Genomic DNA, 24598 nt, shown 5'->3' with positions numbered 1-24598 from the left:
ATATCATAGAATACTAACGTTTGTTTTTAGAAAAAACATGCTAGAATTAAGAAAGTATCATTACATTCTGACATTCAGCTTGAAACCGATAAAATTCTTGCTGTGTTTCTCTTTCCAATTTAAATGTTAACCCCTCTACTCATAAAAATATTACAACCAAATTTATTGTAAACCTGTTAACTAAATTATTGAACTAAATGCTATTCACCATACATTAAAACACGTTAGTCTTCTGCTTATAAAAATCCAGACATGTGTTGGTCCTCTCATTTGAGGCAAGATTTCATACTCACAAAAAAAAGCCGCTAAAATAGCGACTTTCAATGGGTCCATCTTATTGCCTCACACTAACCAACTAGTTTCTCAACTCCAATGTAAATCCTTCCAGCTCTTCTTCAGCTTCATGCATCAGGTCTAGCAACTGATCTGCGTACTCTCCAAGAGACTTCCGACTTGCATCAAAATCAATCCACTGAATGGTAAGTGGCATAGGGAGAAATCCAGTCAGGCAATCCCATAATGCGTCCAAATTCCGACCATACGTTTGACCTAATTCGAGTCTGGTCTGAAGCACGTCATGTAATTCTTCTTTACCATGAATATCCTTTCCATTGATGACTACGGTTTTCATCATATCACCCTTTCCCTATTCGATTTGTTCGAACGTACGGTAATGATCCGTTGTTTTATAGATTAATCCATCATTGGAATATAAAATCCGATCACTGCCCCGCGTTCCTCCCGAATAGTTAATGTCTGCTTCGTACCAAGTTCTTCCTTTTTTCTTAGGCAACAGCCCTTCCCGATTTTGAAATACGTCACCGCCTATGCTTTTGCCTGGGGCCACTTTTTCCAAATTGCCTTTGCTAGGCTCCCATCCTAATTCTCTAGCTTCTTTCTTGGTTATATAATTTTCCGGAAGTTCATTATGCTCCGAAATATACTTGGCTACTTCATCAAACTGCGTAAGAGCTGCATTCTCTTGAGATGAGCCATCTAATGAAACCGTTTCGAGTGAGCAGCCTGTAAACAGGATGGTCGCCAGAATAATAAGCAAAGCACCTAACCATTTTTTTGCAAACATTGATTTTGATCTCCTTCTGAAAAATTAGCATCCTCCCTATCATAACATGTTCCTTTCGTAGACTCCTCTTTATATTCTTTTCTCGGACTTTCAGCCATCCCCAAAATAAAAGGTTGGAGCAGGAAATCCCCCGCTCCAACCTATATTATTCTTGCCTGCTTACGGCTCGATCCCCCAAACCAGTTGACCGTTGATATACCCGGTAACCTGTTCATGGTCTGCGAATTGAGTACTGGATGCCTTAAACGAGTAATCGTTAGCCTGGTTGTAATTGGACCAGTTGTTTTTGGAGAACCGTGCTTGAATTTCTGCGCTTTGTCCGGGATGAAGTGTTCCAGCAGAACTCGAGAAACCAACTTCCAAAACATAATCCGCTCCGGTAACTGGCGTTGCCAATTTAACGAATTTGCTGGTTACATTTGCACTCCCGACACTGGCCCAATCAGACCAGAAGCTCTGTGCTTCTTCCCCGTCAATCGTATAATAATACCTTATTTTCACATCACTCAATTGAATCGCCGAATTACCGCTGTTGACCACTTTGAATCGAGGTGAGATTCCGTTGGTGGACGCACTTCTATTGCCGTTAAAGGCTTGGATCGTCAAGTCCCCAGAGGGTACTGAAACACTGCTGTCCACTACGTTTACTGTAAGAACAGCGTTATTTCCTCCGTTAAAATGAAACGTTATCGTATTCTGGCTTAGCGGCAGCGTGGAAAGGTAGGATTTACGCAGAACGATGGCTGTGCTTGATGCCGTATAATCCTGGCCCGATACAAGTGTATAATTTCCATTCGATATGCTTGTAAGCTGTTTTCCGTTTAAGGTAAGGGACAAGGAAACATCCTGCGCTAGATTCGCTGCTTTATCAAATGTAGCATTCGCGGGCGAAATTACAGCATTTGTGCTTGGTGTGGAATCAACAATTTTAACTTTTAATACAGGGTCTTGTCCTTGATTAAAATCAAAAACGATAGAATGATCGCCAACCGACAACCCGGCCAAGAATTCTTTTTTCAACAGCAACGTACTTCCGCTTAACGTATAATCCTGATTTGCAGTCAATGTAGTTGTACCTACCCGGAGAGCGGTTAACGTATTACCGTTAAAATTCACGGTTATGGTTTTGTCGCTTGGATTGGGCGTGTTTTGGTCAAATTCAACGGTTGTAGGTGTGAGGGACGCGTTTGATGTTGGATTGTTAACCTTCAAATTAGGCAGTTCATCCAGCGTAATCACATAATCGCTTTGATAAAGCGTTTTCAGAGTTGCCGGATAATTAAAGGCGGAACTCATGAGATGCTCTCCATACCATGGACAGAAGTAGAGCCATCCTGATTTTTCCTCCGTCAGATTCTGTACACTGGGGACGGTGTCGTTCTCTGTCATGGCCACCATTTTTTTGCCGTTAGTTAAATCAACCAGCTGATAGAAGATCGAGGTAATAGCATCCTCATTCGGTACACCCGACAGACCGTCATTCCGGTTGTAGATCGTATTGTATTTATCATAACCGACAATATCTACCTGATCGTCACCAGGGTACCATGCAGGAGAAGTATTATACACGTAGCTGTTGTAAGTCCAAATCAAGTTGTGTAACCCGTACGTCTCTGTAAGTTCAGTATAGAGCAGATCCCATAGTTGTTTGTACACATCCGCACCTGCGGAAGCCCACCAGAACCACGCGCCTTCCCCATTTAACCCACCGTTGCCCTCCGCCTCATGATATGGCCGGAAAAGAACCGGCACATTATTATCTTGCAGAATCAACAGCTGCTCCGCCAGATCCTCAATAGTACTCATTACGAATTGATATTCTTTCGTACCTGGAATCACCGCTTTGGCTGTATTAAAATTGGTTTCTGTTGGCTTGTAGGTGGCCTCCTTCCAATCCACATGATCCCCAAGCTGGTAGGTCGTGAAATTTCGGGGCACATTGATATGCCAGGAAGCGGTCGCGATTCCATTCCGGTTATTCACCCAATCGATCATTCGATCCGTTGTACCGTCTTCCCATCCGTAGAGTGGATTATAGTTCATAAAATCAAATCCGCGGATAGCCGGATACTTCCCGGTTAAATTATGAATCCAATCAAACTCCAACTCCGTATTGCCATCATTTCCGCCTCCGTAAATCTCCTGCTGTCCGGAGATAATGTGATTGCCATAAACCTCGGTTAAATAATTCATCAGAAGTTGTGTTTCGGGTGTGGCTTGAGAATCGGTGAGGACAGGCTGAACATCCAGGGGATCCAGATTGGCATAATCCACAGTGAAGGTGTCGAAATAAGCGAATCCCCAACCAGCCTTCAGCTGAATTGTGTTACTTCCCTGGTTCAGCTTGTGGTATCCAAAATTGAAATCAGACCATGTGGTTGTATAAGGCAGCATATATGAGCCCTTGGTAACGCCATTAACGGATAAATATTGTAGTCTGCCGTCAGCGCTTAACTCCTGCATATATCGGGTGGAGATAGCATACATGCCCGTTTCCGGGACAGTCACAGTGAAGGTTATCGTGCCGGAATTCTGCATCCAGACAAATCCACTTCCTGAAAATCCGGGCTTGGGTTGTCCGTAAATTTCTGTCGTCACTTGAAGATCGGAGGAAAGTAAAGCGTTTTCGCTTTCGATCGTGAAAAGTGGTGAATCTGCATGAACGGGTACCGTCATCAATCCAAGAAGCAGAGTCAATGCCAGCATTAATACGCCTGTCTTTTTGAGCAAAATCTTCATTATCATCTTCCTTCCCATTTTAAAATATGATAAAGAATGATTCCTCTGTTCACTCATGATGGCGCTTTCATTGTAAACATAGCATATGTATCAATTTTTGCAAATATATGGACAAAAAAAGTTAGCACTCCGTTCTCTTCTTTCTCAAAAACACCCCTACTCTAAAATTTTTCTCATGAAAAATACCCTTCCAGTTAACAGTAAGAGTCATTCTCATCACTGTTTACTGGAAGGAGAACGTGGATCCTCTTTTTACCCTCCCGTACCCGTAACACTCACTAAGATGCGGTCGATATCCGGCGCGTACCCCGTCGGCTGGGAAAATAGAAGCGTATTGGACCCCGCTTGCAAATGCACGGTCGTCTCCTGGGAGGCAACTGTTGTCCAGCCGCCGGAGCTTGGGAAGTTGAGCGTCGTACCCGCCGCTCCATTCACACTTAATATGGCGGCTCGGGAAGCCTCGCCATTCAGATACTGGATGGTCAATTTGTAGTTGCCTGCGGACGGTACTGTTACACCATTGAACTTCAGCATGCCACTACCGTTGCCTAGATAGCCCACCTTTCTACCGCCTGAACAAGTCGTGCAGTCCGCAATGACTGCAGAACCCCCTAATGTATTCCCTACTGCCTCTGCCTCATAGCTGCTAACACCAGAAGTCGGAGGTGTAACCGGCGTCACGGGTGGATCAGTCAGTATTGTAGAAGTCGTGGCACTCGCAGAAACATGGAAACCGGACAATGTCAGCCAGCCATCTCGATTTGCATCCTGACGGGTGTTCGCAAAGCGAAGGGTTTTGCCACCGGAAAGTGGGTTGACAACTCGCATGACCAGCTTGTAGTCCCCGGCTGGAAGGTTGTGATTCGCACTATACGAGAAGGAATAGTCCGTGGCTCCAGGCAAGATGCTTTTCAGATTCCACGATTCCGTGCCGAGTGACTTAACCCATGTGTCAGCAGCATTCAGTACACCAAACTCAACCTTCCAATTGTAGTAAAAGGGGGCGACACCCTTATTCTGAAGTTTGACGTTGACTTGCAGTGAAGACGCCGATGAATCGCTCAACTGTACAGAGGAATTGTACAGCGTGTAGCCAAGCATTTTATGAGCTCGCAGCGCATTAAGCTTAGCCGTCTCATCCGGTAGAGAATTTTTGTACACACGATCGTACATTAGCCAAGAGGCGTGAGTCGTTTCGACTGAGGTCTGGAAGTCCTCACCGTTTTGGTTGGGCCAATGCTGCCAAAAACTCGCATCCTGCTGGAGCGGTGGATAGAGTTCACCGCCAATCGGATGAGTCTTCCAGATGTTCTGCAGGCCGTTTTGCGTAATCAAATTCCAGAATCCCCAATCATTTTCGAACAGCGTTTCGTATGAAAAAGAATCATCATGGTAGCCAAAAGAGTTCTTCAAATCTGTTGTACTTGCCGAATAAGGGTACCTGGCCAATACCTGGGTCTTCTGAAACGCACCCTTGAATGCGGAAAGCAGCCCGTCACGGTTGCTCTGGTTCATCTCCCAATTTGTTGGATCGGTATTGTAGGGCCACGTATGCCACTCTCCCCAGAAGCCGTATAACCCTGTCGTCAAGAAGCCGATCCGAGGATCGCCATCGTAGCGGGCCCCAAGTGCGGCGACGAACTGTCGCATTGCCTGATTCAGATTAGCGTCGTTCCAATCGGGGGCCAAACTGTGCGTAGATGTATCGTGGTTGCCATTCTGGTCATAATCCCGGGTCATAAGCCCCCCGTTGATTAGAAATTGCGGAATACCACTCGTACGACCCGGATAGTCGACGTAGACGCGGAAAGCCGCTTGGTTACCCCGACTAGCGATGTCATTCAGATAGGCATCCAGCGGTGCCCAGTTGTACGTGTTCCAGTCCGTCATCAGGTCCCGAAGCGAAACGTAGAACCATTCCATGCTGTGCGGGAAACTGTTGTTCGGATCAACACTTTCCGAAGGGAGCTTGGAGAAGGGTAAAAAGCCCTTCAGTGGATTTAGCTCCAGCCCCGCTTTGTTCGGGTCATAGGTTTGAACCTGCCACTCTCCGGACGCGTAGGCATGTGTAGGCTTGAAGTTCATAAACACGATCGAGCCTAGTAGACAAAAGACGGCCATCATCAATCCTAGCCTTGCAAGTCTTGCATTCGACATTGCATCGTTCACTCCTATTCGTATGGGATTATCTATTAAAAAGGGCAATGTACTTACTCCCCAGCCATACTCACCCCCTCTCCAGCTCGGAATTCTACGCATTAGTGAGCAAACATCTCGTTTCTACTTGTTGCAAATAGCTAGTAAACGTGGTGGTACGCGCCCAGCCAATTTTCTCAGATTACATGGACATGATCCAAAAGGTCATCGGGTCATCCCTTACTGGCACTGAAGGCGACGCCCTCGATGAATCTCCGTTGGAAAATGAAAAACAGTATGAGCATCGGAACGACGGCCATGAACGCACCAGCCATCAATACAGGATAATCCGTACCGAACATGGAAACAAGTGTGGCAAGGCCTGCTGACAGCGTCAATTTTTCCGGTGAACTGTTGATGATTAGTGGCCACTGTAGTTCATTCCATGACCAGAGCAGTTGGATGATAACGACTGCAACCAGCGCTGACTTGACAAGCGGCAGCATGATATAGCGAAAGATTTGGAACGGATTGCACCCGTCGAGCACTGCTGCTTCCTCCAACTCTTTGGAGATGCCGAGGAAAAATTGACGCAGCAAAAATGTCGCAAATGGGCTGACGAGCGAAGTGATCCAAAGTGCGGTCGTCGTGTTCACCAATCCAAGTTTGCTCATCATCAAATATTGCGGTGTATAGAACACCGGGTTGGGAATCATCATGACCGAAATGATCAGAAAAAAACACAGTCCTCTACCCGGAAAACGAATGCGTGCAAACGCAAAGGCGGCCATCGCGCTGAAGACAACAGGGAACAACGTCTTCATGAACGCAGCCATCAGCGTGTTCGCATAGTAATGCAGGAAGGCTGATTGCCTGAGGGCGTCCACATAGCCTCTGAAGCTTGGCTCCGCAGGGAGTATGGTGATCGGAATCTGGGTGGCCTCCGTCGTCGTCTTGAGCGACGTAAGAATCATCCAGAGAAATGGAAGCACCATGACGGCTGCCCCAGCGATCAGAACCAAATGAATAATAAGGTTGTTTCTATGCTTCGAAGAGACAACTCTGCTCACTTTCGAACCTCCTCAATCGTAAATCACCCATTTTTTTTGCAGCATGAACTGGATACCCGTCAAAACCAGGTTGATCACTAGTAAGATGTTGACGATGGCAGCTCCATAGTTCTGATCGTAGTAGATAAACGAATTTTGGTAATAAGCGTATACGAGAGAACGCACCGCGGGTAGTGCAACATTCGTTTTACCGATAATCAGATAGATACTGTCAAAAATTTGTGTAGCACCGATCACGAGTACGATCGACGTAAAAAATAATGTCGGTGTTAATAGCGGGAGCGTAATGGAACGAAACTTGCGAAAGCCGACAGCGCCATCAATCTCAGCAGCCTCATAAAGAATGCGTGGAATTCCTTGAAGCCCGGCCAGAATCAACAGCATGTTAAATCCGATCGCGCCCCAAACGCCGACCATGACAAGGGCATACATGGCGAAGCGCTTGTCAGATATCCACGCAATGTGGGTGCCGAGTACGGAGTTTAGTAGTCCATAATCCTGCGCAAAAATAATGACCCACACCATAGCAGCCGCGGCCGCCATCGTAACCTGCGGTAGAAAATAAATGACCCGGTAGACAGAGTGGCCCTTGATCTTCGCGTTTAGCAGTACGGCAAAAAACGTGGAAAGTATAATCGTCGTAGGCACAAACAGCACGACATAAAGTATCGTATTACGTAGATTTTCCCAGAACTCCTCGTCCATAAATAATCTCTCGTAGTTGGCCCAACCAACCCAGTGGTTGACAAGGCCGAAGTTTTCGGACTTCAGGAAGCTCAGATAAATGGAATAAACGGCTGGCCAACTCCAAAAAACGAGCGTTCCGATCAACGTCGGAGCGATCATCATATAAGCCCATACATACCTGCTTTTCGAATGCATTGCCTTCACCTCATTTGTGCCATAGGTATTCCGTTAACCGGAATACCATCGACAATTTTGCCTGGCGTAGGGAGCTTACTTTGCGTCCTCAATCGCCTGATTCATCATTTCCGCCACTTTCTTGGCGCCTTCTTCGATTGATATCGCACCGCCCCATGCCTGTGACATGATTTCTGCTTCTTTCGAGAACCAGACTGGGTATGATTTTGAACCACTCGGGTACGGAGTCGCGTCCGCCGCCTGATCAATGAATACCTGCAGGTTCAAATCAGGATTGTTCTTCACCCATGCGTCTTGCGTGTTATTGAACGCCGGAATCGCCGCACCCATCTCGGCCGTGATCTCAGCGGCCTCCTTGGAGCCGAGGAATTTCAGGAACTGCCATGCTTCATCCTTGTGCTTCCCCTTAGTAGACATGACGTTGCCGATGCCATTAATGATATTGCCGCGTTTGACCTTGCCCTTCGGCAGAGGTGCCCAATCGTACTTTCCTTTGATAATTTCACTACTTGCCAAATTGCCGTTGTCCCAAGATCCGTCGAAAATCATCGCGAGCTTGCCGGACTTGAACATTTCGACCGAATCCGTGTCGGTCATCTGCTGGTGCGTCGGCGAAGCCTTATCAAGAATCATCTGATAACGAGCCTTTAGTGCCTCAATCGATGCCTGTTCGTCGTAACCGGATTTCGTCATATCGTCATTTAAAATGAAACCACCGTTCGCTAACATGTCGTTCCAGTAACCCGCTTGGGTATCCAGCTTTGCGCCAAAACCGTAAATGCCCTTGTCTGGCTGGCTTAGCTGTTTGGCGACTTCAGCAAGCTTGGCATAATCCCACGTGTCGTCCGGGTACGCAATATTCGCCTGATCGAACAGCTCCTTGTTGTAAGCGAGTCCAATGGTATCAAAGTCCTTTGGAATACCGTAGTTTTGCCCGTCCAGCGTATAGATAGAGGTGAGGTTGGACGCGTAGTTGTCCAGATCGATTTCGCCCGCCTGCACCTTGTCCGTGATCGGCTCGAGGAACTGGCCTTCTGCGTACTTCATAAACTGACCACCATGCATCCAGAATACATCGGGCAACATTCCTGCTGGTGCTGCGGCGGACATCTTCGTCCAATATTCGCCCCACGGAATAGCATCAACCTTCACCTCGATGTTCGGGTGCTGCTCTGTGAATGCATCAGCGATCGCCTCCATTGCCGGCTGCTGGTTTTTGTCCCATATCGTATAAGAAATCGTAACCTTTTTCTGGGAACCACTGTCGGTAGCCCCGCCTCCGTCGTTTGAATTATTGCAGCCGGCCATCAACGAGACGAGCAGTAAGCTGGCGAGCCCTGCAACCCATTTTTTTCTCATGTTCATCGTAATACTCCCCTCGACTTTTCTTGAAAAATGAAGATTGTACTTTTACTTCAGCAGTCATGTTCAAAAAGCTGGAGGACGGAAAAATTGCGCTTTTTTCCGCCAATCGATCGTCATGAGCTCTTGACGTTCTCATCATAAATCAGGGAAAATCCGGTTTAAATGCCCAAATTTTAAGATTCAAACCACATTTTTAAGATCCCCTTCCAAAGGGCAGAGGATCTCTGCATAATAAAAGCCGTATCAAAATTCAAGCGATTGGGGCAAATATTCCACAAGATTTTGTCCGCAATTCCAAAGGAGAATTCTCCCATGAATAATATCTCAATCAACCGTCTGCCCGGTGAATACTGGTGGGGCGGTGTAATCAACGATGGCAGCTCCATGCCGTTTGGCCAGATTGCATATACGAGGGATTTGCGCATGACAGACGACAATCAGGCCTCGCCTTTGCTGCTCTCTAATAAGGGCAGATATATTTGGAGCGAGGAGCCATTTGCTTTTCATGTGGATGAGAATAGGCTTTCCGTTTTTGATATCGCTGGTGAGGTCGTCGTGAAGGAGGAGCTCAACACACTACAGGGTGCATACCGTCATGCTGCCGGTACACATTTCCCGCCGTCACAGCAGGTACCCGACGCCCTGGTATTCACAGCTCCGCAGTACTGTACCTGGGTCGAGATGTTCTATAACCCCACGCAGGAGAAAATCATCCATTATGCCGAATCCATTCTAGCGAACGGGCTACCGCCCGGCGTCCTTATTATCGACGACAACTGGATGAAGGATTATGGCATATGGGACTTTGACAAGCACAGGTTCCCGAATCCCCGGGAGATGATGGATACGCTTCACGGCATGGGCTTCAAGGTGATGCTCTGGATGTGCCCATACGTGAGTCCGGACTGCACGATGTTTAAGGAATTGCGGGCGGCAGATCTGCTTCTAAAAGGTAGGGACAATACGCCCTTAATCCGACATTGGTGGAATGGTTACAGCGCAGTTGTGGATTATACGAAAGAGGAAGGTGCGGCTTGGTTCAAACGGCAGATGGATCGTCTGATCACGGATTACGGCGTTGATGGTTTTAAGCTTGACGCTGGCGAGCCGATCTTGCCGGGCGGAGCGGACACGACCCAGCCCGTTGCATGGACTCGTCCCCTGCGCCTGCTTGAGGACTGCGAAGCTTACGCCAACCTCGGAGTTGGATACTCGCTGGTTGAGCTGCGGATGTGTTGGAAGCTCGGTGGCCAGGGCCTCATCCAGCGCCAGCGGGACAAGACACATACGTGGGACGCTACGGGGCTCAGCGGACTCATTCCGAACGCAATTGCTCAGGGACTGCTTGGCTATGCATTTAACTGCCCCGATATGATCGGTGGCGGTATGGACGGCGACATCAACTCCCCGGAGTTTCACTTTGACAGCGAGTTGTTCGTAAGGTATACCCAGTGTGCCGCATTGTTTCCTGTTATGCAGTTTTCCATGGCACCATGGCGCGTGTTGAACGGTGAGGAGCTAACCTGGTGCCTTGACGCCGTAAGGCTAAGATCTGAGCTTGGCCCCGAACTGCTCGACCTTGCTCGCCAAGCCGCTTCAGACGGCCTGCCTATACTGCGCAGCCTGGAGTTCGAATATCCCGAGTGCGACTATGAGCTCGTAAATGATCAGTTTCTCCTTGGTCAGAATCTGCTCGTTGCGCCAGTCGTCGTTAAGGGACTGACGTCCAGAACCGTAGTTTTCCCTGAGGGTCAATGGCAAGGCGATGATGGAAACATCATCAATGGGCCAACCGAATTGCAAGTTGATGCTCCCCTCTCACGTCTGCCCTGGTATCGCAAAATTCAATAGGAGGCATATCTCCAAGAAATATAAGATTCCCCTGATAGTTACAGGCATCCGAGAGCTACTTGCTACACTCTTCGAACTCCAATTGACAAAGGAACAGTTATGCTCAGATAATAAAAAGATTGAAGATACGCCAACTGTAACAACCGAAAACTGACTGGGGGATCTAAGCATGTATGAGCTATTAATCGTTGATGATCATGCTCATCTCGTGGACAGTCTCGAACGCACCATGCCGTGGGAAGCGCTCGGCATCGGCAAGGTTCACAAGGCTTTCTCTGGCGAAGAGGCACTTGAACATTGCAAGAGCTATCCCGTCGATATTATCATTACCGATATTCGAATGCCCGGAATCTCCGGCTTGGAGCTGATTGAGCATATAAAAAAATACGACAAGCACTTCAAAAGCATTCTGCTATCCGGCTACAGCGAATGGGACTACGCGCAGGAGGCCATCAGACAGCAGGTGGATGGTTACCTGCTCAAACCGGTCGACCAAAGGGAGCTGGCCGACATGCTGCGCCAACTCACGGAAGTGCTCCGCCTTGAATGGGACGAACGTGGCAAGCAGGAGAAGGCCATGAGCATGCTCAGCGAACATATGCCTTTGTTTCGAGAGAAGCTGCTCATTGATCTGCTTCAAGGAAGAAAGCTGCCTCCCAAGCTGCTCGAAGAAAAAATGGCCTATTACCGGTTGCCGTTCTGTCCGAGCGACGAAACTGCAATATGCCTCCTCCGCATTGAATCGTCTGCAGAGGAGTCGAACTGGATGGACCAGTCCCTGCTCTCCTCAGCCGTCGCCAATATCGCTGAGGAAACATTCTCCGAGTTATTCCATGTGTGGCATGGACGTGATGCGTACGAGCATGAAGTCTTCGTTCTCAATGTGCGGGAAGAGTCATGGCTAGCGCGGGAGGCGGAACCGGAGGTTCATCGACAGCGGTCCCTCGAACATTTGGCTGCCAGACTGCAGCAACACGTCAGACATTTTCTCAAAAGCAGCATCTCAATCGTCGTGAGCCACTGGCAGGTAATGGCTCACGGCCTGCGTGAGACTTACCAGGATTCACTGGCTATACTTACTCGCCATCTTGGCGGTGAGACGGACCTCTTAATCCGCCTGCAGGACGCCTTAGTGCCCGAAAAGCCCTACCGCGTCCATAGCCTATACGAATCGCCTACGATGATCCAGTTGTTCGAAATTTACCAGTGGGAGGCGATCGCTGCCAAGTGGGACGCCATTTTCCTTGAGGTGACAAACAAGCGAATGGATTCACGGGAGACACTGCTTGAGCTCTATTATCACGCGATGGGCGCCTTCAGCTTTTTTGCCCACAAAAACGGACTCAGCCTGCTTGAGATTCTCCCCCCGGAGCTGGACAAGGCCGCTGAAACCAACCGGTTTCGCCATATGCACCAGCTTCAGCATTGGATAATGTCCACGCTGGAGCAATTGCGGGAGATGACCAAAAGTGAATGGAACAACGAGCAAGTGGCGCTCATCCGTAAGGTCCAGCAATTCATCACCGCGCATCTCGCGGATGCCACGCTGCAGACGGCAGCGGACCACGTCGGCCTGCACCCCGCCTACCTGTCTGCTCTATTTAAAAGCAAGGCAAGCGAGAATATTAGCGAGTACTTGTACAAAGTGCGCATGCAGCGGGCGCGGGAAATACTTATCGAGCAGCCAGAGCTCAAGGTTAGCGACGTTGCGACAACGATCGGCTACCATAAGCCGCAGTACTTCATCAAGTTGTTCAAAGAGCATTTTGGGCTGACACCGCAAGACTTCCGTCACCAATCCTCCTGACCGAACGGGGACACTTTAATGAAACTAACCATTTTCACAAAAATTGTGCTTGTCATCTTTCTACTACTTGTCTCTACCCTGCTTCTGTACTACCTGACCAACCGCTCCAGTGTGCGGCTCATCAAGCAGGAAATTCAACGCGTGAAGCTGAATGAGCTCACTTTCCTGGCCGGAGACATCGACAATAATCTGTCCAAAGTATCGTCCTTTAGCGATTTTCTCGTACTCGACAAAGATGTTCGACTGCTTGCGACTCCTTCCTTTCTGGAAGGAGATTTTGAACTGAACAAGTTGAAGCTGCGGGTGTCGGACAAGTTGAACTTGTTGCATGCCCTGAACAACTGGAACGCCGAATTTATGGTGATCTACGATGAGGACAGCTCAGCTTTCTCTTCAACGTCCTCTTCGTCGAAGCTAAGCGAACTGTACCTGGAGACACACTTCCGCCCGTTCTGGCAGTATGAGCAGACGGGCGACGGCGGGTATTTGACGTATTATTTGGCGCATCCGTACACTTTCCGGTTTGATCCGGAGGAAGTCTCTTATGTCGTCAGGGCCAAGATCGATACTAAAAATGTACTTGCTTACTTGGACCGTGCTAAGGGAACGAACGACAACAGCGCAATTTTGTTGTCTGCAGCTGGGGATGTGCTGGCAAGCGATACAGAGAAGCTTCCTTTCATCCATGAATTGACACGGCGGCTTGAGATTGGCCAAGAGATGAGTGGTAACCGACTTATTAAACTGGACGGTGAGCAATACCTCGTTAATTTCTCTGCTCTGAGTAACTTCAAAGATTGGTACATCGTGGATTATACCCCGATCAGTGAGGTGCTCAATCCGATCTATGCCAATCAGCGTCTCTACTATTTCTCAAGCGTTTTCCTACTTCTGTTCAGCATTCTGCTCGCCCTGTTGTTGTACCGGGACGTGCAGATCCCGATACGAAAACTGCTCTGGGGCGTCAGAAAAATCACATCCGGTCAATATTCCATCACACTTCGCCAGGAGAGTAATGACGAATTCATGTATTTGTTTGACCGCTTCAACGAGATGTCCAAAGAAATCAAAGAGTTAATTGAAAGGGTTTACATGGAACAGATTCGCTCGAAGGAGGCAAAACTGCGACAGCTCCACTCCCAGATCCAGCCGCACTTCCTGTACAACTCGCTTGCGTTTATCAAAAGTATGACCGAACTTGACGAGAAGCAGGCCGTCATTGACATGTCCATAAGCTTAAGCCGTTATTTCCGGCAAACGATCAAGTTCGAGAACACATATACAACGGTGCGGGACGAGCTTGAGCTTGTCCGGTTATACCTCACGATCCAGAGTCTTCAGATGGACCGCTTCGTTTTCACTATTGACGTCGAGGAGCATCTTCTCGATTTACAGGTACCGCGGCTTCTGCTGCAACCGCTCGCGGAAAATGCCATTCTGCATGGCATTGAGTCGCTTCGCACGGTCGGAGACATCCAGATTACAGGTCATTCCGACGGAGAATACTGTGAGCTGATTGTGGCGGATAACGGCTGTGGTGTCGAGCCTGGTCGCATCGGCACGCTCCGTAATGCAATCTATTATGGCGCGGACGCCAATACTGCGTGGGCGCTCCACAATGTATATGAGCGGATGAGAGCGGTGCTCGGCTCAGAGGCCGATATGGAGCTGGCTAATGGAGAATTGGGCGGACTTCAGGTGACGTTGCGCTGGAAAGTTGTCCGTAAACAGGAGGTTACCGAGATATGTTAATCTGGAAATGGTTAAAGCAGACAGGGCTGTTTGGCCTCGCGATGATCTTGTTCCTCGTCGTCATGATTTTTTCGTTCATCTTTTGGGAAGATCCAACAGTACCCTCCCAACTTCAGGAAAAAAAGAACACGCCTACAGGACCTGCCCCTTCATTCATCGGTGGGAAATATGAGTCTCCGGTGGTCTTGACGACCGTTGGGCATCTCTACCCGGACATCGATTTCAAAAACGGTGAAGATCTTCAGAACAACGTACTGAGCCGATTGTTTGAGGACAAGCTTGGCATCAAGGTCAATTACCTCTGGACGACGACGGGTGATGAGGACGTCTACATCAATAAACTGAACACCTTGATCGCGACCGGTCAGTCACTTCCCGACATCGTCACATTCAAGGGTGGACAAAATATGTATCCGCTGCTGCGCTCCGGTGCTTTCCGCGATGTAGGACAGCTGTTCGAGCAGTATGCCTCACCCAAGTGGAAAGCAGCCATGGCACAGGCGCCCGAGTCGTGGGACCGGTATATGATCAACGGCAAAAAAATGGCAATACCGATCCTCGACGGCAACATGAACTCGAACGAGGTATTGTACATCCGTCAGGATTGGCTCGATAAACTTGGTTTGTCGGCCCCCTCCACCATTGATGAGATGGAGAATGTCATGGATGCATTCGTTCATCTTGACCCGGACGGCAATGGTAAAGACGACACTTATGGACTTAGCATCAGCCTCAAAAATTCGTTTTTCACCTGGATGTCGGATGCGGGCTTCGTGTTTGGTGCTTACGGGGAGATGCCAGACATTTGGAGCACAAACGATGAAGGAATTCTGTCTTACGGATCGGTCCAGCCAAGTATTCGGCAAGGTCTAACGACGTTGAAGCGCTGGATGGAGCGAGGCTACGTGCCAAAGGATGCTGAGATTCTCGATGAGGTTCAAGCGACGGAATCATGGAAGCTGGGCAAGGCAGGCATGATTGTGGCGCCGCTGTGGGCAGCAGGATGGCCGCTAGGGGATGTGACTGCAAATGTGCCGGAGGCCCGGTTCGAGGCATACCCGATCCCCGTCGGGCCAAGCGGCTTATCCGGTACGCGCGGCACGCCGCCGGAGTATGGTGCAATTGCCATCAACGCAGATATGGAGAATCCTGAAATTTTTTTCAATTATATGAACTTTGTTTATGACAACTTTGTCGATCCTCCCTCTGGCTCGCCCTATCGTTGGGGTATCGCTGAAGGCTACGACTACGGCTATGAAGAGGGCAAGGTGACATTCCTGGAAAGCCAGGTTCCAGGCGGATTTGCGGACCCCCAAAAGTATCTCCTAAGCCTGTCGCTCCCCTCGGTCCCTAACTTGCTCAGTCAATCCATTGCTCGCATCAACAGCGGTGCATCCAATCAGACGTCATATGACATCAAAAACAAGCTGCTGCGTACGCCACAGGAGCTGAAGGGTTGGCAAATCGTCGAAAGCAATCCTTCTGTCTACAAAACAGACGCCTTCACCGGAGCGCCGACGCCGACGATGGAAAAAATCGGCGACGCCCTTGACGAGTTACTGCATGATGCGATGCTCAAAATCGTGTACGGACAGGAGCATCTGTCAAGCTTCGATCTCGTCGTCGCTAGATGGCACGAGCTAGGCGGTGATAAGATAACTGAAGAGGTGAACGAATGGTACACATCGCTGGGGAAAAATTAATCAATAATAGTTGTTTTCTGTGGGTTATCTAAAAATTAAAAACATGGCGCACAATGTTGAATTGTACGCCATGTTTTATGATATTAATGCAATTCAGATATAATTGGATAGATTGGACCTCTCAGATTGAAATTGTAGTTCAGGTCTACAATCCCTACTGTTTCACTGCTATCATATAAATCTAACATGAAGCCAGCCATTTCCTTGGCGGTGTGGTATTTAGACATGTTTGCTTTGTAATCAAATTCTTCTGTATCTAAAGATTTCTTCACGAATTCCGTTTCCGTTATAGCTGGAGCCAGGACCTTTGCTTTAAGTTTTGCACCTTTGATTTCAAGCTCTTTAGCCAGCCCTTCTGTAAAGGCACTCACGTAATATTTTGATGCCGAATAAGCAACGCTTCCAACAGCTATGGCATATCCGAGTGCGGATGCAACGTTAATTAACTGAGTTCCTTCTACATCTGCGTAATCTCGCACATATAGTGTAGAAAGGATCGTCAAGGATTCAATGTTCACACGCAGCATGGCTTCAACTTTTTCCAGATTCTGTTCTGCTACAAAAGAACCTTCCCCCAGCCCGGCATTGTTAATCCAAGTCTCAATTTGGTATTCCTTAAGCGTGTTATACAGTGTGTATGCTTGACTTGTATCCGATAGATCACTTGTATGAACAATAACATTTACAGACGGATCATTACTTTGAATTGTTGATTTGAGTTCTTCTAATTTGTCCAATCTTCTAGCGACCAAGATTAAGTTTTTGCCTCGTGCCGCAAACGCCAATGCTGTCTCATATCCAATCCCTGAACTTGCCCCCGTAATAACTGTATATTTCATCCTGTTTTCTCCTTCTCAACATGTATTTTAGTGTAGATAAGCTTTCATAATTAATTTAGAACGATCGTTCTTAATAGTGTAAAAAAAACAGTAGATCTAACTTGCTATTTAGAATAGCATTTCTAGAACGAACAGTAAAGAATTATTTTCTGATTCATATTTCATGTTGTTGGAACGAGAACTTTGAGTTTTTCCAGATTTGCGATACAAGTTCTCCATAACGTTAAGAGGACAAGAACCTGTATCACTAAAATAAACCATCCTTCATGAAGGTAATTCCTTTTGCTTCTCATGCTGTAAACCTCTATTAGTCTAAGACGGATAATGTCATATCCATAATATTTTTTAATTTTTGCTGATCGGTAGTGGTCTTAACCAACGTACGTATACCCACCCATGCATTCATTAAATAGTGAGAAATAACTAAAGGGTCAAGGTCAGCCTTGATTTCGCCCGTTTGTTGGCCTTCCCGAACAAGGTTACTTAAGAATTCCTCTGTTCGCAAATAACTCTCATTAACCAAAGATGCTACTTCAGGATCCAACACGCCCAGTTCTACCCCTGAGTTTACAAGAAAACATCCTAAAGGTTGTCCTTCATTTCTTATTGTCGACTCAAACAAAGCCCGAATGATCTCTTTAACTGGTTTATGTGTGTCAATCAAAAAGCTCATTTTGTTCGTCTGCTTTGTTTCATATCGTTCAAGAGCTTTCATAAATAGAGCATGCTTATCCCCAAACGTATCATAGATGCTTCTTCGGTGGATGCCCATAAACTCAACCAAATCCTGCATTGAAGTTTTCTCATATCCTTGTGTCCAGAACAAATGTATGGCTTTATCTAATACTTCATTTACTTCAAATTCTTTGGATCTTGCCATCGTCATCACCTCGAATAAACATTATACATTGAAGTCAACCATCGGCAAACTGGAAATGAACAAGTGCATATATTAGTTATGGATTACATGTGCGGCTTAAACCAAGAGGGGTTTATTTAGTTGCAAAATCATCCATGGCTCGAACAGCTCGTTCGAATGCTTTCATTCTTCTTTTTAAAAGCGTTTTTTGAGGGCTGCCCGCTTTTGACTTACTATACATGTTCAAAAGTGATGGGAATAAACCAGTCAAAACATGTTGAGCTTCGGCTATCTCTTCCTTTGTATACTGATGAGGTGTTTGGTTCCAGGCCTTTTCCAGCATCGCTAAGCCGATGTATAAAGCGTTGAGACGTTTCTTTAATAGAGTCGTGTTATTACCTTTCTGGGTCAAACTAGTCAAGGCGTTTTCTGATTTACGAATTGTCGATTGGAAGGCTTGGATGGATTCCAATTTTTCTTCATCTGAAACATTTTCCATGTGGTGCTGTCTCTCCTTTCCTCATGCATACAACTAATTTACATGCCCAACGTGATGGGATCAATATTATAATGAGCCAAAACTACCTCAGGTTTCAATGGATAACTATCGTCTCCACCATACCAGACGAATAAAAAGGAAAATCCCGGCCTAGACATTTTGTCCAGAACGGGATGTACATCATCATTTAGTTGTTTGCGTTTTCCTTGGTCACCAGCTTCAATTCCGCCGGGATTGATTTCTCTACCTGCTTGCCGTCCAGCACATCCAGAGCAGCTTGCACAGCGAGCTGGCCAATCAGTACTGGTTGCTGAGCGACGGTGGCCGTCAGCTTTCCGTCCTGAATGGATTTGATCGCATCATCGTTACCATCAAATCCAATTACGGGAATGTCTTTACCAGAGCTTTGGATTGCTTCGATCGCGCCCAGTGCCATTTCATCGTTATGGGCAAATACCGCTTGCACGTCAGGGTTGCCCTGCAGCAAGTTCTCCATTACATTCAAACCTTTGGAGCGATCGAAATCGGCAGATTGCTTGGCAACTACATTAAGTTTTTGGTCGGCAACCTCATGGAAACCTTTCCCCCGCTCTCTTGTTGCGGAAGCTCCAGGTACGCCCTCAAGTTCGATTACTTTTGCTCCCTCGCCAAGGTGTTCTACGAAATATTCCGCTGCCATTTGTCCACCCTTGACGTTATCGGATGCAACCAATGCTGCCACGTCGCCTTTGTCTGCTGAACGGTCCAGTGTAATCACGGGAATGCCCACGCTATTGGCAGACTGAACGGCCGTAGAGATTGCCGCGGAATCCGCTGGGTTAATCAGAAGGGCATCCACACCTTGTTGAATCAGGTCGTCCACATCATTGGTTTGTTTGGCCGAATCATTTTGCGCGTCAACCACGATGACCTGAATTCCTTGTTTTTTGGCTTCTGCAACAACCCCGTCTTTGAGGGAAACAAAGAAGGGATTATTCAACGTGGAAACCGACAGGCCGATTTTCTTCTGTCCATTGCTTCCGGCAGAGTCGGGCTTGGCCCAGCCTGGAGGCTCCAGAGAGCATCCAGCCAGAACGATCATCATTACGCTTACAAGCAATATGGTTAGTTTTTTCATGTTCGCTTCTCTCCTTAAGCCGTTTTCTTGCGGTCCAACAGGACAGCGATGGCAATAACGACGCCTTTTACAACCATTTGATAAAATGAGTTCACTCCGAGCAAGTTCAAACCATTGTTCAACACGCCAATGATCAGGACCCCGATCAATGTACCGACGATCCGTCCTCTACCACCTGATAGGCTTGTTCCGCCCAGAACTACAGCAGCAATGGCGTCCAGCTCATATGAAGTACCTGCTGTTGGCTGCGCGGAATTCAGGCGGGAGGTCAGGATTGCGCCTGCCAGCGCTGACAGCATACCTACCAGGGAGTAAATCATGATTTTTACGCGGTGAACCTTAATACCTGAGATAATGGATGCTTTCTCATTGCCACCAAGCGCGTACGTTTTACGACCGAAGGACGTTTTGTGCAGTATCGTCCACAGAATTACAAAGGTAATCAGCATTGTGATCGCTGGCACCGGGATGCCAAGCATATAACCACGACCGAACAGTTGGAACAGCAGGCTGTCGCCCAACCCTGTAATTGGGTTACCATTCGTATACACCAGCGTCAATCCCCGGAACACCGTCATCGTTGCCAATGTAGCAATAAACGGAGCCATCTTGCCCTTCGTAATCATCAATCCGTTCACCATACCCATAACACCGCCGAGCGCAACCCCGATAATGATCGACAGAATCGGATCCAGGCCGGACAGCATCATATTGGCTACAAAGGCGCTAGATAGAGCCAGTATAGAGCCCACCGACAAGTCGATGCCCCCAGTCAGAATGACAAACGTCATACCAAAAGCAATCAGCGCATTAATTGAAACCTGACGCAATAAATTCAGAATGTTAAGCGGTTCCAAAAAGCTTGGATTTAATACCGATACGATGATAATCAGAATGATCAGCCCGAGCAGCGGACCTAATTTCTGTGTCAGGTTCGTCAAGCGGAAGCCGCTTTTGGCGGATTGGTTTTCCTGCAAAGTTGTCATATCATTGTCCCCCTGTAGCCATTGTCATAATGTTTTCCTGTGTTGCCTCTTCTTTTGCCAGTTCACCGCTAATGCGTCCCTCATGCACAACCGCGATTCGATCACTCATGCCGAGCACTTCAGGCAGCTCGGAAGATACCATAATGATTGCAACTCCGCGGTCCGTCAGCTCGTTCATCAACTGATAGATCTCCCGTTTGGCTCCAACATCCACGCCGCGTGTCGGCTCATCCAGGATAAGCACACTCGGGCCAATGCCGACCCATTTGGCGATTACTACTTTCTGTTGGTTGCCTCCTGACAGGTTTCGTACCGCCGTTTCGGATGATTGCGTCTTGATTTGCAAACGTTTGATGAGCGTATCGACGAATTCCTGTTCTTTCTGCGTCGAAATAAACCCTTTATTTGAGAAGCTGAACAGATTCGGTAATGCCATATTCTCACGAATGGAGAAATCCAATACCAGGCCCTCATCCTTCCGGTCTTCGGTAATAAATCCAATTCCATGTTTAACCGCATCGGCAGGTTTCCGAATGTGAACCTTTTTGCCTCGAATCATAATTTCGCCACCGTCCAAAGGTTCCAAACCGAAGATGGCCCGCATGATCTCTGTACGTCCAGAACCCATCAACCCGGAGAACCCTAGGATTTCGCCTGCTCTCACCGTAAAGCTAATATTCTGGAACAACCCTTTACTGCTGGCGTCCCGTACCTCCAGGACTACTTCACCATACGAAGGATTTCGTGCCGGATATCGCTCCGTAAGCTCCCGTCCAACCATTTTCCGCACCACTTCATCAAAACTCGTCTCCGGGATCGACTTCGTATCTACCGTTTTGCCGTCACGCATGATCGTAATTCGATCACAAATGGTGAAAATTTCCTCCATCCGGTGCGAGATATATACGATGGAAACACCATTTTTCTTAAGCGAAGTGATTACGCCGAACAATTTCTGTATCTCCCGCTCCGTAAGCGCTGCTGTCGGCTCATCCATAATGATGACTTTGGCGTCGGTCATCAGTGCTTTGGCGATTTCAATCATTTGCTGCTGACCGACAGAGCATTCCCCAGCAGGACGATCCAGTGGAATTTGTACGGATAGCTTGGCAAACTGCTCAGCGGCAAACGCTTTCATTTGTTTTGTGTTCAGCAACCCAAATGACGAGGTTATTTCCTTGCCTATAAAGAGATTATCAAGCACTGTCATTTCCGGCCAGACGTTCAATTCCTGGTGGATAAACGCAAGCCCCATCTTTTCAGCTTCCTTCGGATTGGCAAAATAGGTTTCTTTGCCGTCAATGGAGATAGTTCCCTGATCCCGTCCATGAAGACCGATCAAAATGTTCATAAGCGTGGATTTGCCGGCCCCGTTCTCACCCATCAGGGCATGAACCTCGCCTTCCTTCAGTTCGAAATCCACCCCGCTCAGTACCTGGTTGGTGCCAAAGGCTTTATATATGTCTTGCATCTGAATATGCATGATGCCGTCCCCCTTTTAACCGAAAATGACGCCCGATTGTAAAATACAATTGGCATATGGCGTAGCTTCGCCCGTACGAATGACCACTTTGGCATTCCGGGTTAATGCCTTGAATTGTTCATGACTGATGGAAGCGTCAACGGCTTCATTGCCAAATTTCTCAGTAATAAATTGCAAAGCCTCTGGATTCCCTGCCTTGATCTCTGCTGCCAAAATTACTCTCTCGACAACCATATCGTCCGCAATAAGCTCCACAACATCTTGAAAACTCGGTGTCCCCAGTTTCAGGGACAAATCGATTTTGAGTACGCCATCCGGAACAGGCAAGCCAGCATCCGCGATGACAATCGTGTCCGTATGCCCCAGATCGGACAGCACCTTGGAGATATGACTGTTCAATATTCCCTGCTTCTTCATTTCAGACTTTCCTCCACTTCACTCCGCATCGGCATTCCGCCTTGCGCCCCGAACTTGGTCACCGATAGGGAAGCAGCCCGGTTAGCGAATCGAATACTGTCTTGCAGCGGTTTACCTTCTGCCAAAGCGACAGCGAATGCGGCGTTAAACGTATCCCCCGCTCCTGTTGTATCTACGGGTTCCACCTTGAAAGTAGGTACAACGATTTCCCGTTCCCCGTCAAAGTAACGAACTCCGTTGCTGCCCTCTGTAATAAACAACTTGTTTGGATATTTGCGCAGCGCCTCTGCCGGAGTCATACCCTGAAACAATATCTCCGCCTCATGCTCGTTCGGCGTGATATAAGCAGCTTTGTCGATGACCTCATCTGGCACTGTTCTGGCCGGAGCTGGATTCAATAACAGAGGGGTTCCTCTTTGAGCACAAATCTCGCTGACACGAACTACCGTTTCCTCCGGAATCTCATGCTGAATTAGCACGATATCGGCACGTTGGATCACTTCTGCCGCTTCATCAATATAAGCTGGTGTAACTTCGCGATTTGCCGCTTCTACGACCACGATACTATTATCACCTTCTGCCAGCACGATATGAGCCGTACCGCTTTCCATATGTGTAACCGGTTTCACATTCTGCGTATTTACGTCGTTTGCTTTGAAGTTATTTAAAATGTCCGTACCGAAAGCATCATCGCCTACCCGGCCGATCATCGTAACTTCGGCCCCCAGCCTTGCCGCAGCGACTGCCTGATTTGCTCCTTTGCCCCCCGGCACTGTTTTGAAGCTATCGCCAAGGACGGTTTCACCCGCCCCCGGCCGTCTTGATGAAGTGACAACCAGATCCATGGAGCTGCTGCCAATTACGCATATTTTAGCCATCTGAATTCACCTTTCTTGTTGTGCCCCGTTCAATGAAACTGACCGGCAGCTGTATGTGTTTATTTTCGATTGGAGCTTGTTCCACAAGTTTGATAAGCAAACCGGCGGCTTCCCTTCCCATCTCGTATGCCGGTTGGTGAATGGTCGACAACGCGGGAGATAGCAAGCTGCTCATCGGGATATCGTCGAAGCCGATAATCTGCATATCCTCCGGAACTTTTTTTCCGATTCGCAATGCCTCATGTAGCACCGCCATAGCAGCGATGTCATTACTGGCAATCACTCCATCCGTATCACCGTACTTGCTAAAAAGTTCATCCGCCCATAACCCAACATCGTTAATGGAAAAGGATGTCGTTTGGATGACGCGGTAATCCAGACCGGCCTCACGTATGCTCTCAATTGCGCCTTCAAAACGATCCTGCGCAGGTTTGATATGTGTCGGTCCCTGCATGACCGTGATTCGGCGGCTTCCACGCTTGATGATCTCTCGCGCAGCCAGGCGTCCGCCCTCTCTGCCGTCCGCATATACGGAGGGACTGTCCAGCGGCGTCCTGTCCAGAAACACCACGGGGATCTTCAAGTTTTCATATATTGAAGAATGAGGGTAATTCGTTGAAGAGATTACGCCCACCACATTATTCTGGATAAAAGTCTGGATGTAATCCTTTTCTTTCTGTTCGTCCTCATCACTATTTCCAAAAATCAGTCTGAACTCCTGCTCCTGCATCCGGTCCTCAACGCCGCGGGCAAGCTGCGGAAAGTAAGGGTTTGCAATATCCGGTAGCAGCAGGCCAATCAGTTTGGACTTTCGTTTGTATAAAGAGCGGGCCACTTCATTGGGAGAGAAGTTAAGCTGCTTAACCGCTTCCTCCACTTTCTTGCGAGTGTCCGCATGAACATAACCTCTTTCATTAATGACCCTTGATACAGTGGCTACCGAAACGCCAGCCAAATTAGCTACATCTTTAATGGTTGTCATGAACGCTCACTCCTATGTGTAACCGGTTACAGATATGAAAATATCATATTTTTTTAAGTTTGACAATGCTTTTATTACTGGAAATTTATCCAAGTAGCCAGAAAAGCCGTGAATTTAAGCTTCATCATCAAGATATATCATCTTTCTAA

At 47.7% G+C, this 24598-nt stretch carries 20 protein-coding genes; 4 read left to right on the top strand and 16 right to left on the bottom strand.

The features are described 5' to 3' along the window. Positions 1 to 355 precede the first annotated feature (355 nt). The 7 genes from P364_RS0127360 to P364_RS0127330 form a co-directional block, all read right to left on the bottom strand. Entirely contained in the window at positions 356 to 631 is a 276-nt protein-coding gene (locus P364_RS0127360; protein WP_024633215.1) for a barstar family protein, read from the bottom strand. A 15-nt stretch (positions 632 to 646) separates the two neighbouring features. After that, on the bottom strand, positions 647 to 1084 hold the full coding sequence (locus P364_RS0127355) for a ribonuclease (RefSeq protein ID WP_024633214.1): 438 nt from the start codon (positions 1082 to 1084) through the stop codon (positions 647 to 649). A 159-nt stretch (positions 1085 to 1243) separates the two neighbouring features. Then, complete coding sequence (locus tag P364_RS0127350) at positions 1244 to 3823, bottom strand: glycosyl hydrolase (protein ID WP_024633213.1); 2580 nt, start codon at positions 3821 to 3823, stop codon at positions 1244 to 1246. Positions 3824 to 4075: 252 nt separating this feature from the next. After that, positions 4076 to 5980, bottom strand: coding sequence for a DUF4832 domain-containing protein (locus P364_RS0127345; protein WP_024633212.1), 1905 nt, complete (start codon positions 5978 to 5980; stop codon positions 4076 to 4078). Positions 5981 to 6192: 212 nt separating this feature from the next. Beyond that, complete coding sequence (locus P364_RS0127340; RefSeq protein ID WP_024633211.1) at positions 6193 to 7029, bottom strand: carbohydrate ABC transporter permease; 837 nt, start codon at positions 7027 to 7029, stop codon at positions 6193 to 6195. Positions 7030 to 7041: 12 nt separating this feature from the next. Then, positions 7042 to 7911, bottom strand: coding sequence for a carbohydrate ABC transporter permease (locus P364_RS0127335; protein WP_024633210.1), 870 nt, complete (start codon positions 7909 to 7911; stop codon positions 7042 to 7044). Positions 7912 to 7986: 75 nt separating this feature from the next. After that, positions 7987 to 9276 (bottom strand): ABC transporter substrate-binding protein, encoded by a 1290-nt coding sequence (locus P364_RS0127330; protein ID WP_052016805.1) that lies wholly within the window; start codon positions 9274 to 9276, stop codon positions 7987 to 7989. A gap of 312 nt (positions 9277 to 9588) precedes the next feature. Here P364_RS0127330 and P364_RS0127320 point away from each other — a divergent pair, with 312 nt between their 5' ends. From P364_RS0127320 to P364_RS0127305, 4 genes are all read left to right on the top strand, one after another. Beyond that, on the top strand, positions 9589 to 11127 hold the full coding sequence (locus P364_RS0127320; protein ID WP_024633208.1) for a glycoside hydrolase family 31 protein: 1539 nt from the start codon (positions 9589 to 9591) through the stop codon (positions 11125 to 11127). Positions 11128 to 11296: 169 nt separating this feature from the next. Continuing rightward, positions 11297 to 12934 carry a response regulator gene (locus P364_RS0127315; RefSeq protein WP_024633207.1) on the top strand — a complete coding sequence of 546 codons (1638 nt, stop codon included), beginning with the start codon at positions 11297 to 11299 and terminating at the stop codon, positions 12932 to 12934. Between the two features lie 18 nt (positions 12935 to 12952). Further along, positions 12953 to 14686, top strand: coding sequence for a sensor histidine kinase (locus tag P364_RS0127310; RefSeq protein WP_024633206.1), 1734 nt, complete (start codon positions 12953 to 12955; stop codon positions 14684 to 14686). Further along, on the top strand, positions 14680 to 16389 hold the full coding sequence (locus P364_RS0127305) for an extracellular solute-binding protein (RefSeq protein ID WP_024633205.1): 1710 nt from the start codon (positions 14680 to 14682) through the stop codon (positions 16387 to 16389). Before P364_RS0127310 ends, P364_RS0127305 begins: the two co-directional genes overlap by 7 nt. An 83-nt stretch (positions 16390 to 16472) precedes the next feature. Here P364_RS0127305 and P364_RS0127300 read toward each other — a convergent pair whose 3' ends face one another. From P364_RS0127300 to P364_RS0127260, 9 genes are all read right to left on the bottom strand, one after another. Next, on the bottom strand, positions 16473 to 17228 hold the full coding sequence (locus P364_RS0127300) for an SDR family NAD(P)-dependent oxidoreductase (RefSeq protein WP_024633204.1): 756 nt from the start codon (positions 17226 to 17228) through the stop codon (positions 16473 to 16475). Between the two features lie 307 nt (positions 17229 to 17535). Further along, a complete protein-coding gene (locus P364_RS0127295; protein WP_024633203.1) occupies positions 17536 to 18108 on the bottom strand; it encodes a TetR/AcrR family transcriptional regulator in 573 nt (190 codons plus the stop codon). Between the two features lie 112 nt (positions 18109 to 18220). After that, complete coding sequence (locus P364_RS0127290) at positions 18221 to 18586, bottom strand: hypothetical protein (RefSeq protein WP_024633202.1); 366 nt, start codon at positions 18584 to 18586, stop codon at positions 18221 to 18223. Positions 18587 to 18773: 187 nt separating this feature from the next. Further along, positions 18774 to 19703 (bottom strand): ribose ABC transporter substrate-binding protein RbsB, encoded by a 930-nt coding sequence (gene rbsB / locus P364_RS0127285; protein ID WP_024633201.1) that lies wholly within the window; start codon positions 19701 to 19703, stop codon positions 18774 to 18776. A 14-nt stretch (positions 19704 to 19717) separates the two neighbouring features. After that, a complete protein-coding gene (locus P364_RS0127280) occupies positions 19718 to 20689 on the bottom strand; it encodes an ABC transporter permease subunit (RefSeq protein ID WP_024633200.1) in 972 nt (323 codons plus the stop codon). A gap of 1 nt (position 20690) precedes the next feature. Then, positions 20691 to 22172 carry a sugar ABC transporter ATP-binding protein gene (locus P364_RS0127275; protein WP_024633199.1) on the bottom strand — a complete coding sequence of 494 codons (1482 nt, stop codon included), beginning with the start codon at positions 22170 to 22172 and terminating at the stop codon, positions 20691 to 20693. Positions 22173 to 22187: 15 nt separating this feature from the next. Further along, positions 22188 to 22589, bottom strand: coding sequence for a D-ribose pyranase (gene rbsD / locus P364_RS0127270; RefSeq protein ID WP_024633198.1), 402 nt, complete (start codon positions 22587 to 22589; stop codon positions 22188 to 22190). Further along, positions 22586 to 23467 (bottom strand): ribokinase, encoded by an 882-nt coding sequence (rbsK, locus tag P364_RS0127265; protein WP_024633197.1) that lies wholly within the window; start codon positions 23465 to 23467, stop codon positions 22586 to 22588. Before rbsK ends, rbsD begins: the two co-directional genes overlap by 4 nt. Next, the gene (locus tag P364_RS0127260) at positions 23460 to 24449 is read right to left on the bottom strand and encodes a LacI family DNA-binding transcriptional regulator (protein ID WP_024633196.1); all 990 of its coding nucleotides are present in this window, start codon (positions 24447 to 24449) and stop codon (positions 23460 to 23462) included. The genes rbsK and P364_RS0127260 overlap by 8 nt, the downstream gene beginning before the upstream one ends. Positions 24450 to 24598 lie beyond the last annotated feature (149 nt).

The sequence above is a fragment of the Paenibacillus sp. MAEPY2 genome, assembly GCF_000499205.1.
Taxonomy (GTDB): domain Bacteria; phylum Bacillota; class Bacilli; order Paenibacillales; family Paenibacillaceae; genus Paenibacillus; species Paenibacillus vandeheii.
The sequence above is the reverse complement of the archived record's forward strand: the minus strand, read 5'-3'. Positions and strand labels throughout refer to the sequence as shown.

What these genes read in the sequence shown, in the direction of transcription:
- P364_RS0127360 (WP_024633215.1), bottom strand. Translation starts at nt 631, where the DNA reads ATGAAAACCGTAGTCATCAATGGAAAGGATATTCATGGTAAAGAAGAA.
- P364_RS0127355 (WP_024633214.1), bottom strand. Translation starts at nt 1,084, where the DNA reads ATGTTTGCAAAAAAATGGTTAGGTGCTTTGCTTATTATTCTGGCGACC.
- P364_RS0127350 (WP_024633213.1), bottom strand. Translation starts at nt 3,823, where the DNA reads ATGAAGATTTTGCTCAAAAAGACAGGCGTATTAATGCTGGCATTGACT.
- P364_RS0127345 (WP_024633212.1), bottom strand. Translation starts at nt 5,980, where the DNA reads ATGTCGAATGCAAGACTTGCAAGGCTAGGATTGATGATGGCCGTCTTT.
- P364_RS0127335 (WP_024633210.1), bottom strand. Translation starts at nt 7,911, where the DNA reads ATGCATTCGAAAAGCAGGTATGTATGGGCTTATATGATGATCGCTCCG.
- P364_RS0127330 (WP_052016805.1), bottom strand. Translation starts at nt 9,276, where the DNA reads ATGAACATGAGAAAAAAATGGGTTGCAGGGCTCGCCAGCTTACTGCTC.
- P364_RS0127320 (WP_024633208.1), top strand. Translation starts at nt 9,589, where the DNA reads ATGAATAATATCTCAATCAACCGTCTGCCCGGTGAATACTGGTGGGGC.
- P364_RS0127315 (WP_024633207.1), top strand. Translation starts at nt 11,297, where the DNA reads ATGTATGAGCTATTAATCGTTGATGATCATGCTCATCTCGTGGACAGT.
- P364_RS0127310 (WP_024633206.1), top strand. Translation starts at nt 12,953, where the DNA reads ATGAAACTAACCATTTTCACAAAAATTGTGCTTGTCATCTTTCTACTA.
- P364_RS0127305 (WP_024633205.1), top strand. Translation starts at nt 14,680, where the DNA reads ATGTTAATCTGGAAATGGTTAAAGCAGACAGGGCTGTTTGGCCTCGCG.
- P364_RS0127300 (WP_024633204.1), bottom strand. Translation starts at nt 17,228, where the DNA reads ATGAAATATACAGTTATTACGGGGGCAAGTTCAGGGATTGGATATGAG.
- P364_RS0127295 (WP_024633203.1), bottom strand. Translation starts at nt 18,108, where the DNA reads ATGGCAAGATCCAAAGAATTTGAAGTAAATGAAGTATTAGATAAAGCC.
- P364_RS0127290 (WP_024633202.1), bottom strand. Translation starts at nt 18,586, where the DNA reads ATGGAAAATGTTTCAGATGAAGAAAAATTGGAATCCATCCAAGCCTTC.
- rbsB (WP_024633201.1), bottom strand. Translation starts at nt 19,703, where the DNA reads ATGAAAAAACTAACCATATTGCTTGTAAGCGTAATGATGATCGTTCTG.
- P364_RS0127280 (WP_024633200.1), bottom strand. Translation starts at nt 20,689, where the DNA reads ATGACAACTTTGCAGGAAAACCAATCCGCCAAAAGCGGCTTCCGCTTG.
- P364_RS0127275 (WP_024633199.1), bottom strand. Translation starts at nt 22,172, where the DNA reads ATGCATATTCAGATGCAAGACATATATAAAGCCTTTGGCACCAACCAG.
- rbsD (WP_024633198.1), bottom strand. Translation starts at nt 22,589, where the DNA reads ATGAAGAAGCAGGGAATATTGAACAGTCATATCTCCAAGGTGCTGTCC.
- rbsK (WP_024633197.1), bottom strand. Translation starts at nt 23,467, where the DNA reads ATGGCTAAAATATGCGTAATTGGCAGCAGCTCCATGGATCTGGTTGTC.
- P364_RS0127260 (WP_024633196.1), bottom strand. Translation starts at nt 24,449, where the DNA reads ATGACAACCATTAAAGATGTAGCTAATTTGGCTGGCGTTTCGGTAGCC.